We start from the raw sequence: 11,553 nt of genomic DNA, 5'->3' as shown, positions 1-11,553 counted from the left end.
ACCTGACCCCGTCCCCCGCCCCCGGCTTCGGCGTGGACCTGGACGAGAAGGCGGCGGCGAAGTACCCCCCGACGAAGTTCCTGCACGAAACCTGGTCCGCCGGCGTCCGCCGCCCGGACGGGGGCCTCGAGGCGCCCTGACGCGCGCGGGCAGGCGCGCGTCGGTCAGGCGCGCGTCGGTCAGGCGGCCGCGACCTTGAGGATCAGCTTCGTCAGCAGGCTGCCGGAGTCGACGTCGGTCGGCACCGCCGTCTTCCCGAGCTTGTTCGCGCCGACCATCAGCACGTCCGGTCCGTCCAGTGTCACCGTGGTGATCAGCGCGGTCAAAGTGCCGTCCTCCGTACCGATCATCGTGTTCGCGAAGTCCTGCTGGCCGACGCCGGATTTCGCGGCCACGACCTTTATCGTGAGCGTGGCGCTGAAGCCCTGGCCGCTGAGATTGACGGTGCCGCAGGAGTCAGCAGCGCCGCGGTGAGCTGAGTGCCGGTCAGCTGAGTGCCGGAGATGGCCGGGGCACTCGGCACCGCGCGCGGGGTGCCGAGTGCCCCAGGGGCGGACCCGCCGGAGCTCGACTCCGAGCTGGAGCAACCGGACAGCGCGACGGCTGCCGCCAGCGTCGCGCCCGCCAGTATGGTCGTACGACTCTTCATGAACGCAAACCCTAGTCACGCGAGTGACATCAGGCATACAGCTTTACCGTGTGTGCCCCGGCTGCCGGCTACGGCAGGCCACTGACCCCTGCCACCGCCGCACCATCCTTCACACGGTCGGCGCCGGGTCCCTCCAGCTGTACTGCGGCGCGTAGCCGAGCAATGCGCGGGCCTTGTCGATGCTCAGCAGCGTCTCGTGCTCGCCGACCGGCTTGCGCAGCGGTACGTCCGGGAAGCAGGCGGCCAGCAACTCGGCGTTGGGCCGCTCCATGACCGTGTCCGGGCTGGCGATGATGAAGACCTCGGCGCCCTTCGCCTGGTACTCCAGCGCCCGGCGCACCGCCTGCGCGCCGTCCCGGCCGTCGATGTACCCCCACAGGTTCCACTTGCGCAGCATCGGGTCGTGCTGCATCGCCGGGAACTTCGCGTAGTCCTCCGGGTCCATCACGTTGGAGAAGCGCAGCCCGACCATCGTCAGTTCCGGCTCCCAGCGGCACAGCTGGCGGGCCATCTCCTCCTCGAGCGTCTTACACAGCGAGTACGAGCTGTTCGGGCGCGGCGCGTACTCCTCGTCCACCGGGACGTACGGCGGCGCCTCGTCGAACGGCAGACCGAGCACCGTCTCGCTCGACGCCCACACGATCGTGCGCACGCCGGCCCGGACCGCGGCGGAGTAGACGTTGTAGCCGGCGGCCATGTTGGAGTGGAAGGTCACCGCGTCCGGTCGCAGCCCGGGCGCGGGGATCGCCGCCAGGTGCACGACCGCGTCGAAGCCGCCGCCCACCTCGTCCACCCCGGACAGCGCCCCGAAGGTCTGGCCGAAGTCGGACAGGTCGACCACGACCGCCCGCTCACCCTCCTGCGGCCGGGCCCGGGCGTCCAGGCCGACCACGTCCCAGCCCGCCCGCACCAACTCCCGCACCACGTGCCGACCCAGCTTGCCGCTGCTCCCGGTGACCGCCACCTTCGGCATATCCGCCGCTCCCGCCTTCTCCGTGTACCGACAACCACTTGCGGTACCACGATACGTGCGCCGCGAGCCGAAGGGATCACGCGTCTTGCGTCGCGGACCGATCAGAGTACGGAAAGCCGCTCGGCCGCCGAACCGGCCTCGGGCACGCCGAGCTGCCGATACAGCTTCACCGCCGCGCCGAGCTCCCTGCGCGCGCCGTCGCGCTCGCCGAGCGTCTCGAGACAGCGGGCGACGCCGTCGAGCGCACGCGCCTCGTCCAGCGGACTCGAGGCTTCCCGGGCCAGCTCGAGTGCCTGTCGATGGTGGTCCAGCGCGGCCCGCGCCTGCCCGGTCTCGTGCGTCAGCGCGCCGATGCTGTTGAGCACGGCCGCCTGGTTCTGCACGTCCTCGCTGTCCCGGAACATCGCCAACGAGCGCTCGAGAATCGTGGCGGCGCCGTCGTGGTCGCCGCTCGCCGAGCGGGTGCGCGCCAGACCGTGCAGCGCGTCGGCCTGGCCCAACGCGTATCCGCCCTCTTCGAAGATGGCGTAGGAGCGCTGGAACAGCCCGGCCGCCTCGGCGAGGTCCCCGGCCGCGAGGCCGACATGGCCGAGCCCCCACAGGGCGATGGCTTCGCCCTGCCGGAAGCCGATCTTGACGTCGATCTCCAGCTTGCGCTGGTAGAGCGCGCCGGCTGCCTCGTGGTCGCCGAGCCACACCAGGATCTGTCCGCGCAGCCCGAGTGCGTTCGCCTCCCCGTGCGCGCTCTCCTGGCTCTGATATATCGCCTGCGCCTGGCCGGCGTACTCCGCCGCCTGGGCGTAGCCGCCCGCGATCATCAACGCATAGGCCAGGTCGATCAGTGTGTTCGCCTCGCCGAGCCGATATCCGGTCCGCCGCAACAGCTCCAACGCCCGCTGCAGCAGGCCCACGACCACCTCGGCCTGCCCGAAGAGCTGGCGCACCCGGCCGAGTTCGATCAGCGCGGTGGCCTCCCCCTGCAGATCCTCGGTGTCGCGGAAGATGGCCACGGCCCGTTCGATCAGCTCGGCCGCGGTGGAAAGATCGCCGCCCACGTGTTTGATCCGGCCGAGCTCGCACAACGCGTTGGCCTGTCCCCCGAGCGCGCCGACCTCGGCGTAGCGCTCCAGGGCCTGCTCGCACAGGTGCGCGGCGACCGGAAGCTGTCCGCTGACGTTCATGATCCGCGCCAGCCGGAACAGCGCCTCGGCCTCGAGCTCCCGTTCGCCGAGCCCGGCGGCCAGATCCGCGGCCTTCCGGTGCAAGGCCGCCGCCTGCGTCCACGGACCATGCAGCAGGAGGAACGGGCCCATGCAGCCGACCAGGGCGATCGCGCGCAGCGGGTCGGTGGCCGCGGCGAGTCCGACGGCGGCGACGAGATTGGCCTGCTCGGTCTGCATCCAGGCCAGTGCGTCGGCGCGCGCGGACAGGACAGGGGTCTGACTCGCCGCGGGGCCGGGCCCGGCCTTTCCGGTCCGGGTGGGGTCGAGATGGCGCACGGCCGCATCGGCCGCGCACAGGTAGTAGTCCAGCAGCCGCCCGCGCGCCGCCTCGTACTGCGCAGCGAGTTCGGCGCCTTCGAGCCCGGTGGCGTAGCTGCGCAGGAGATCGTGCATGCGATAGCGGTCGGCCGCATGCTGGACCAGCAGATTCTGGTCGAGCAGGGATTCCAGGACGCGCCGCGCCGCGGGCAGGTCCAGTCCGGCCAGATTCGCCGCGGCGTACACGTCCACGTCCGGGCCGGGCACTCGGGCTATGCACCGGAACATATGCTGCTCGCCCGCGTCGAGGCTCCCGTATGAGGCATCGAACAGCGCGGTCAGGTTGCGCTCGTCGTCGCGCAGCCGCTCGAGCCGGCCGGCGCCGTCGCGCAACTGCGCGACCAGGGCGGCGATCTGCGGCGCGCCGGGATGGCGCAGACTCGCCGCGGCGATGCGGATGGGCAGCGGCATGTTGCCGCACAGCGCGATCAGCTCGGCGATCGCCGGGTCTCCCTCCGGCCCCCGCCCCGGCCCGGCGACCTTGTGCAGCAGGGCGATCGCGTCCTCGTCGGGCAGGGCGTCGAGCGAGAGCAGGGACGCGTCGTCCAGGCCGGAGAGCACGGCGCGACTCGTGATCAGGACCAGGCAGCCCGGGGCTCCCGGCAGCAGCGGACGGACCTGGGCGGAGTTGGCGGCGTTGTCCAGCAGGATGAGCGTCTTCGTACCCGCGAGCCGCGAGCGGTAGTAGGCAGCGCGTTCGCCGAGGTCGCGCGGGATCTGCCGGGGCGCGACGTCGAGCGAGCGCAGCAGATATCCCAGCGCTTCCTCCGGCGTCATCGGATCCTGGTCCGGGGTGAATCCCCGCAGGTCGACGAAGAGCCGACCGTCGGGGAACCACTCGCCCAGCCGATGCGCGGCGTGGATCGCCAAGGCGCTCTTGCCGATGCCGGCCATCCCGTCGATCGCGGAGATGACCACCATCCCGGCCTCAGTACCCTGCCGTGCCTCGTCCGCCTCGGCCAGCAGCCGTTCGAGCTCCCGGCCCCGCCCGGTGAACGTGCGCACGTCCGCGGGCAGCTGGTTCGGCGTTCTGTCGCCGGGTGCGGACGGCCTCGCGCCCGAGGTGCTCGCCGTGCTCGCCGTGCCTGCTGTGCTCGCCACGCCGGCGGGCGCGGCGAGGACCGCAGCGTCTCCGCTGAGAATCAGCTGGTGCAGCTGTCGCAGGGACGCGCCGGGTTCGATGCCCAACTCCGCGACCAGCAGCCTGCGAGCGTCCTGATACGCGGCGAGCGCCTCAGCCTGCCGCCCGCTGCGCGCCAATGCCAGCATGAGCGATTCGTGCAGCGCCTCGCGCAGCGGGAACGCGTGGACGAGGTCGCTCAGCTCCGGAATCAGCTCCTCGTACCGGCCGCAGTTGAGATCGGCGGTGATCCGCCATTCCGTTGCCTGCAGGCGCAATTGCCCGATGCGCAGCAGCCACGGCTGGTAGAGCGCGGCGTTCGACACGTCGGCCAGCGGCTCCCCGCGCCACAACGCCAGCGCCGCCGCGCACTGGGACGCGGCCGCCTCCCATTCGCCCTCCGTCAAGGCCCGCCAGCCGGCCGAGCACAGCCGCTCGAACTCCGCCACGTCGAGTTCCCCGGGCCCGATCTCGATCAGATAGCCCGGCGGCAGGGCCTTGATCCGCTCCCCCTCGGCCCCGAGGCTCTGGCGCAGCCGCATGACCTGGTTGTAGAGCGGCGTCGCGCTCGACCCGGCCTGCCGGTCGCCCCACAGACACTGCGAGAGCCGATCGGCGGAGACGACGCTCCCGGCGTTGAGCAGCAGCGCCGCGAGCAGCGCCCGCCGCATCGAGCCGCGCACGTCCACGACGGACCCGTCATCGGCGCGGACCTGGAGGGGCCCCAACACATCGAAGCGCATGCGCGCGCACCTCTCTTCCGTCCGTGAAGTCGTGACAGGCAAAGAGTATGCGGCCCGTCCGCGCCCACGGAAGCCGAAGATCCGCGACATCCGACCACTTCAACGCTCCAACGGCCCGGCCGGGCCCTGGCAGTGCCACTGATCGACACCACCGGGCAGCACGGCTAGCCGCCGACCACGTTCACCGTGACGGAGTGGTATCCGGTGGCGCCGTCGGGGATGACGTCCTGGTTCACCGGGGTCTGCAGGGTCCCGGTTCCGTCCGTGCAACGCACCGTCAGCGTGTGGCGGCCGGGGGCGGCGCGCCAGGGGAAGGACCACATCCGCCACGTGTCCGGGGTGTCGGCGGTGGCGAGGTCCGCCGGGGACCAGGGGCCGGAGTCGACGCGCACTTCGACCCCTGCGACGCCGCGGTGGGTGGCCCAGGCGACTCCGGCGACGGTGACCACGCCCGCGGGCACGCTCGCTCCGGCGGGCGGCAGGTCGATGCGGGATGCGGTCTTGACCGGGGCTTGGCGGGCCCAGCCCTGGTTCACCCAGTACGCCGAATCCGTGGCGAAGGTGGTGAGCTCGAGGTCGACGACCCACTTGGTGGCCGAGACGTAGCCGTACAGTCCCGGTACCAGCATCCGGCAGGGAAATCCGTGCTCGATCGGCAGGGCCTGGCCGTTCATGCCGACCGCGAGCATCGCCTGTCTTCCGTCGAGCACCGCTTCGACCGGGGTGCCGATGGTCATCCCGTCGGTCGAGGTGGACAGGATCTGGTCGGCGCCGGCGTGCACCCCGGCCCGGCGCAGCAGCGGCGTCAAGGGCGTGCCGAGCCAGCGGGCGTTGCCGCAGTACGGCCCGCCGACCGGATTCGACACACAGGTCAACGTGAGATCGTGCTCTTCGAGCGGCATGCGCAGCAGGTCTTCGAAGCTGATCTCGAACGGCCGGTCGACCATGCCGTGGATCCGCAGCATCCACGACTTCGGGTCCACCTGCGGGATCGACAGAGCCGTGTCCACCCGGTAGAAGCCGGCGAACCCGCCCCGCGCGGTGTTCGGGGTGAAGAAGGGTTCGAGGCCGGGTACGCCGGGGTGCACTCCGGCAGGCGGCTCGGGCAGCGGGCTCGCCGGCTCCGGCAGTTCGACCGCGGCACGCGCCGCGCCGGCGTTGTACCTCGACGCCAACCAGGCACGCCCGCCCAGCGCCCCGATCGCACCCGACGCGGCCACACCCGAGAGTGTGAGCAGGAAGCGCCGTCGGCCTTCGGGCCTCGACGCGTCGCCGGACGCCTCCGCGCGCAGGCTCAGCACCGTGAGCCAGCGCAGGACCAGGACCACCGTCACCCCCGCCAGCAGCGCCGGGAACCACGCGCCGAGCCCCGCGCTCGGTCTGGTGACCGCGGCCACCAGACCGAGCAGTCCGAACCCCGCGGCGCACAGCGAGGCCGCGCCGAGGTGCCGGCGGGCGAGCACGCCGGCGAGGGCCGAGACGGCGGCGATCGTCAGGTACACGCCGGTGAGCAGCGCCGTCTTGTCGTGCGTGCCGAACTGGCGGATGGCCGCTTCCTTGAGCCACGCGGGCGAGAGGTCGATCGCCCACTCGCCGACCGCGACCACCGGAGCGCTCGGCGCCGCGGCACCGTACTGCGCGGCCAGCGCCGCGCCGAGTTCACCGACCGCCACCGCCGCGAGCGCGGACACCAGGCCGATGAGCCCGCCGCACAGCCAACGCGTCATCCGCACCGTGCGCCCGCCCTCAGTGCATCGCCGAAGCGGAGGCCGACGCCCCGGCCATCGGCGCACCGGATGACGAGGAGACCATGCCGTGAGACGTCATGGGACTCGACGAGGCCATCATGCTCTGAGCCGTCATCGGGCTCGAATGCCCTGCCATCGGCGTGGCGGTGCCCATCATGGGCGAGGAGGAATGCATCATCGGGCTCGACGACGAGGCCGCGGGCGACGCGCCGTTCGACCCGCAGCCGGCCAGGGTCAGGGTCAGGATGCCCGCGCCGAGGACGGTCGCGGGCAGGGCCAGCGGGCGACGGACGAGCGGTCGAATGGACAGGGGCTTGGACATGACAGGGCCTCTCCTGACGGACGATCGATTCCCCGGGCCGAGGAATCGCCAGGTAATCGGCGCGCACACCGGCCTGGATCGGCGGCCCGGCGGGTGAGGTGAATCACGGGTGGTCCCACCGATCCGCCCGCCCGCCGGCTCCGAATACCGAAGATGGGTCCCGTACAGGAGGAAACAACCGCCGTGCAGCACAGCGAGAAGGCCAGCACCCGAGGACGCTCTCCGGAGGAGCTTCTACGACAGACCGCGCGAGGAGACGCATCAGCTTTCGAGGCGCTGACGCGCTATTTCGCACCGCTCGTCTTCGGGGTCGCGCTCCGGGTGTGCGAGGACCGTTCACTCGCCGAGGAGGTCGCGCAGGAGGCGTTCCTCGACATCTGGCGCACCGCGGCCCGCTACGAGCGTGATCGCGGCAGCGCACACGCGTGGATCGTCACGATCACCCACCGCCGCGCGGTGGACCAGGTGCGCTCCGAGCGCGCCCACGCGCGCCGGGAGCTCCACGCCAAGGCATTGCTGCCGATGGTGGATTTCGACCAGGTGGCCGAGGCGGTCGACGAGGCCGGCGATCGCGAACGCCTGCGCACCTGTCTCGGTGTGCTCAGCCGGCTGCAGCGCGAGTCGATCCACCTGGCGTTCTTCGACGGCCTCACCCACACGCAGATCTCGGTCAAGCTCCAGGTCCCGCTCGGCACCGCGAAGGCGCGCCTGCGTGAGGGCCTCGGCAACCTCAAGTCGTGCATGGGCGTCGGCGAGAAGGCGGGCGGGCGGGCATGACCGGGGAACGAGGAGTCTCAGCCGTCGAATCCGCCGAGGACGAGCACGCTCTGGTCGGCGCCTACGCGCTCAACGCGGTAGCGGGCGCCGAACGGTCCGAGTTCGAACGGCACCTGGCCGGCTGCCCGCTGTGCACCGCCGACGTCCCGGCGTTCCGCGAAGTGATCGCCGGCCTGGCACGCTCCACCGCGACCACGCCGCCGGACACGCTCGTGGACGAAACAGTCGCGCGTGCCCGTTCCGTGCCCCAGGAACGAGCGCGCCGCCGACGGCTGTGGTCCATGCCGCGACGGCGCGCCCGCGAGGGATGACGCGCAGGCAGACGGGCTACCGTCGCCGTACCCCTGCCCTGCGGCTCGGCTCCTGCCGGGCGATTGAGCCGCGTCCGCTCATTGACCGGCCATCCGACGGGCGAAGGCGAGAACGGAGGCGGCGGTCAGGTCGATGGCCGGCTCGGTGTTGGAGTAGGACTGCATGTTGTCGCGGAACTCCGCGTTGGAGCTGTTGAACGCCGCGTAGGTGTCCGTGCCGTTCGCGGGGCATGCGACCATGCCGCTGACCGATCCCGTGGTGGCCTTGGAGTTCGGGCCCTCGACCGCCGCGCCCGCGAGCACGGGGGTGCCGCCGGTCAGCGAGCCGGCGAGGTTCGCGACCTGGTGCTGGAGGCAGCCGGGGAAGTTCTTGCCGTCCCCGACGATGAAGGACAGGCCCCACCCGTTGGCACCGAGGATGTTGCCGGTCCAGCGCTCCTCGTAGGGGGCGTAGGTGCTGGTTCCGGTGAGCTGGTCGTACTCCCCGGCCATCACCACCAGGCCCGCGCCGTGCGAAGTGGTGTCCCAGGTGTCCCAGGGGAATCCGAAGCCGAACGGGTCGGCGGCGGACTGTGTCACGGCCTTGTCGAGCTGCTTCTTGAGGTCCGCGGTGAGTGCCGCGACCGAGGTGGCCAGGCCCGACGGGTCGCCCGCGGCGTTGATCGCGTTGGCGAGTTCGTAGTGCGCGACTCCGCTCACGTCGTAGAGGTTGAGCGTGTCCGCCGCGTCGTTCGGGCCGGTGATATAGGCGTTGGCCCAGGTGGCGGCCTGCTGCAGGTAGTAGCTCGGGTTCGACTGGGGCAGTCCGGCGGGCGGGGTGGCGGCGGTGAGGGCGTCATAGAGCTCCGTCGCGCCGAGTTCGAGGTCGTCGCGCCATTCGACCTCGGGGTAGAAGCTGTATGGGATGGCCGTGGTGAGGTTGCCCGTCCAGGCGGTGTTCGCCAACGCGAACACGTGCTCTCCGGAGAGCAGGCACGTGTCGGCATAGGAGGGGTCGGAGGTTCGGTACACCTGGTAGCACAGCCCGAACGCGGCCGCGACCCGCCCGGCAAGATTGGGGCTGATCAGGCCGCCGGGGGTGTTGGCCGGGAAGACCGGGCGGTTGCAGATGTACCGGTAGAGCGAGGTGCAGCCGTCGTACGTGTCGTCGGCCTGGGGCAGCCGCCAGATGTCGTGGTCGCTGACCGTCTTCGCGTTCCCGGCACCGATGCCGACCTGGTAGTAAAGGGTCTGCGTCGTGTCGTTCCACATCTTCTGCAGGAAGTCGAGGCCGAACTTGGCCTCGGCGTTGAACCCGGCGCCCGTCTCGGTGGGGTAGTCGCGCACGGCGAGGAGCATCATGTCGACGGTGTAGCTGGTCGTCTCGGTGAACTTGAGGTAGTCCCCGGCGTCCCACCAGCCGCCGGACGCGTCGATCGTGATGCCCAGCGGGGTCAGGCTGCCGGAGAAGGCGCCGGTGGAGGCCTTGTACGACGGGGTCTGATACGTCATGGCGTGCTCGTCGTTCAGGTGCGCGGGGGCGGTACGCAGCGCCGAGGGAATGTAATTCGCGCCGTCCCGTTCGTCCTGGTAGAAGGAGAGCGCGTTGGCCATGGCCCCCGCGTAGAGGCTCTGGCCGGTGCCGACGGGGAAGGCGGGCGAGGTGGCGGCGACCGGTCCGCTGACCGAGATGGTGTACGTGCCGGCCGTGGTGACCGAGTCGAAGTCGAGCGCGTAGACGTCAGGGTACGCGGAGCTCCAGGAGCCGAGGTTCGCGCCGACCGGGGCGGTGTAGACGACGGCGCCCGAGGAGTTCAGGACGCTGAAGGTGGCACCCGTCTCCGTGGTCGAGGACATGAGGTAGGCGCGCTTGCCGGCTGCGGCGTAGCCGAGCTGGTTGATCCGGACGAGGGCGGTGGCGCCGGCCGCGTGGGCCGGGGCGGCGCCGACGGCCGCGCCGGACAGGCCGAGCACAAAAGAGCAGGCGAGAGCGATCCCTGAGCGGCGCATGAGGCCATCCTGGAAGTGTCAGAAGATCACGATTTTGGGTAAGTAAACCTACTTTCCTCATAAGGAAGCAGGACTCTGCTCGGCCGTCAAGGGCGCGCCGCGGGCGCGTCACGGGTCGCGGCCGCGCGGTCGCCCCCTGACCTGACGCCGCGTTCGACGGGCCGTTGACCCATGAGTAAGGAAAGAGTACTTACTAAGTACTCCCTAGCAGAGACGAGGGTCATCCGTGAAGTCGCGCCTCACGCTCATCGCACGGGCAGCGCTCTGCATGGCCTTGCCACTCGGCGGCATCGCCGCATCCGCCACACCCGCCTCGGCGGCGGCGTACACCCCGCTGCCGCCCCACGTATACGCCCCTTACTACGAGACCTACCTGGCACCGAACACCCCGAGCCTCACCGCCACCGCGCAGGCCTCCGGGGTCAGGTACTTCACGCTCGCCTTCCTGCAGGCCGCGAAGAAGGGGTCCTGCTCGCTCGACTGGAACAGCTCCTCGACCATGCCGCTGGACTACTACGACGCGGACATCGCCTCGCTGCGCGCCCTGGGCGGAGACGTGATCCCCTCGTTCGGCGGATACAGCGCCGACCACAGCGGCACCGAGATCGCGGACTCCTGCACCGACGTGAGCCAGATCGCTGCGGACTACGAGCAGGTGATCACCACACTCGGGGTCACCCGACTGGACTTCGACGTCGAATCGAACTCGCTGAACAACACGGCCGGGATCGCGCGACGCAACCAGGCGATCGCGCTGACCGAGGCCTGGGCCGCGGCCAACGGCATTCCGCTGCAGATCCAGTACACCCTGCCGGTCGAACAGTACGGCCTCGACCCCAACGGCGAATCGGTGCTGCAGAGCGCCGTCGCCCAGCACGCCGCCGTGACCTCGGTGAACATCATGGCGTTCGACTACTACATCAGCGGCGAAGGCACCGTGGGCATGGGCCAGGCCGCGATCAACGCGGCCACGAGCACCCACACCCAGCTGGCCTCCATCTTCACCACGGCGAGTGCCGCACAGTTGTGGAACATGGAGGCCGTCACGCTGATGCCGGGGATCGACGACAAGAAGACCGGCAACGAGGTCACCAACCTGACCGACGCGCAGACGGTGGTGTCCTTCGCCCAGGCCAACAACATCAATCTACTGACGATCTGGGCGGTCCAGCGGGACAACGGCGGATGCGTCGGCAAAGCCGGCTCCAACACCTGCTCCGGCATCGCCCAGAACAGCTGGGACTTCAGCAACACGCTCGGCGCCTTCACCGGCTAGAAGTCCGAGCCGGGAGTTGATTACATTGACCGCCCGGATGCCGAAGCGGCGCCCGGGCGGTGCTCCTGTTGCGTCGGGTCCGCGCCGCGCCCTTCCCGCCCCGG

Annotated in this window: 9 protein-coding genes; 3 read left to right on the top strand and 6 right to left on the bottom strand. The window is 70.7% G+C overall.

Features of this window, described 5'->3' with window-relative positions; all coding sequences use genetic code 11:
* Positions 1-179 precede the first annotated feature (179 nt).
* The 5 genes from KDL01_RS33515 to KDL01_RS33495 form a co-directional block, all read right to left on the bottom strand.
* On the bottom strand, positions 180-395 hold the full coding sequence (locus KDL01_RS33515; protein ID WP_212532704.1) for a hypothetical protein: 216 nt from the start codon (positions 393-395) through the stop codon (positions 180-182).
* A gap of 363 nt (positions 396-758) precedes the next feature.
* A complete protein-coding gene (locus KDL01_RS33510) occupies positions 759-1,622 on the bottom strand; it encodes an NAD-dependent epimerase/dehydratase family protein (protein ID WP_212532703.1) in 864 nt (287 codons plus the stop codon).
* Positions 1,623-1,723: 101 nt separating this feature from the next.
* Positions 1,724-5,026 carry an AfsR/SARP family transcriptional regulator gene (locus KDL01_RS33505; protein WP_212532702.1) on the bottom strand — a complete coding sequence of 1,101 codons (3,303 nt, stop codon included), beginning with the start codon at positions 5,024-5,026 and terminating at the stop codon, positions 1,724-1,726.
* A gap of 164 nt (positions 5,027-5,190) precedes the next feature.
* The gene (locus KDL01_RS33500) at positions 5,191-6,753 is read right to left on the bottom strand and encodes a molybdopterin-dependent oxidoreductase (protein WP_212532701.1); all 1,563 of its coding nucleotides are present in this window, start codon (positions 6,751-6,753) and stop codon (positions 5,191-5,193) included.
* Between the two features lie 19 nt (positions 6,754-6,772).
* The gene (locus KDL01_RS33495; RefSeq protein ID WP_212532700.1) at positions 6,773-7,096 is read right to left on the bottom strand and encodes a hypothetical protein; all 324 of its coding nucleotides are present in this window, start codon (positions 7,094-7,096) and stop codon (positions 6,773-6,775) included.
* A gap of 183 nt (positions 7,097-7,279) precedes the next feature.
* Here KDL01_RS33495 and KDL01_RS33490 point away from each other — a divergent pair, with 183 nt between their 5' ends.
* Together KDL01_RS33490 and KDL01_RS33485 are read left to right on the top strand one after the other, a co-directional pair.
* Positions 7,280-7,873, top strand: coding sequence for a sigma-70 family RNA polymerase sigma factor (locus KDL01_RS33490; RefSeq protein WP_307846733.1), 594 nt, complete (start codon positions 7,280-7,282; stop codon positions 7,871-7,873).
* Entirely contained in the window at positions 7,870-8,184 is a 315-nt protein-coding gene (locus tag KDL01_RS33485) for a zf-HC2 domain-containing protein (protein ID WP_212532698.1), read from the top strand. The genes KDL01_RS33490 and KDL01_RS33485 overlap by 4 nt, the downstream gene beginning before the upstream one ends.
* Positions 8,185-8,262: 78 nt before the next feature.
* Here KDL01_RS33485 and KDL01_RS33480 read toward each other — a convergent pair whose 3' ends face one another.
* A complete protein-coding gene (locus tag KDL01_RS33480; protein WP_212532697.1) occupies positions 8,263-10,173 on the bottom strand; it encodes a glycoside hydrolase family 9 protein in 1,911 nt (636 codons plus the stop codon).
* A gap of 268 nt (positions 10,174-10,441) precedes the next feature.
* On the opposite strand from KDL01_RS33480, the gene KDL01_RS33475 reads away from it, so the two are divergent.
* Positions 10,442-11,449 carry a chitinase gene (locus KDL01_RS33475; RefSeq protein WP_212532696.1) on the top strand — a complete coding sequence of 336 codons (1,008 nt, stop codon included), beginning with the start codon at positions 10,442-10,444 and terminating at the stop codon, positions 11,447-11,449.
* Positions 11,450-11,553 lie beyond the last annotated feature (104 nt).

The sequence above is a fragment of the Actinospica durhamensis genome, assembly GCF_018139695.1.
Taxonomy (GTDB): Bacteria; Actinomycetota; Actinomycetes; order Streptomycetales; family Catenulisporaceae; genus Actinospica; species Actinospica durhamensis.
This window is presented reverse-complemented; position numbering and strand designations above follow the sequence as displayed.

Coding starts and splice junctions, on each gene's coding strand:
- KDL01_RS33475 (WP_212532696.1), top strand. CDS start 10,442: ATGGCCTTGCCACTCGGCGGCATCGCCGCATCCGCCACACCCGCCTCG.
- KDL01_RS33495 (WP_212532700.1), bottom strand. CDS start 7,096: ATGTCCAAGCCCCTGTCCATTCGACCGCTCGTCCGTCGCCCGCTGGCC.
- KDL01_RS33500 (WP_212532701.1), bottom strand. CDS start 6,753: ATGACGCGTTGGCTGTGCGGCGGGCTCATCGGCCTGGTGTCCGCGCTC.
- KDL01_RS33480 (WP_212532697.1), bottom strand. CDS start 10,173: ATGCGCCGCTCAGGGATCGCTCTCGCCTGCTCTTTTGTGCTCGGCCTG.
- KDL01_RS33505 (WP_212532702.1), bottom strand. CDS start 5,026: ATGCGCTTCGATGTGTTGGGGCCCCTCCAGGTCCGCGCCGATGACGGG.
- KDL01_RS33510 (WP_212532703.1), bottom strand. CDS start 1,622: ATGCCGAAGGTGGCGGTCACCGGGAGCAGCGGCAAGCTGGGTCGGCAC.
- KDL01_RS33485 (WP_212532698.1), top strand. CDS start 7,870: ATGACCGGGGAACGAGGAGTCTCAGCCGTCGAATCCGCCGAGGACGAG.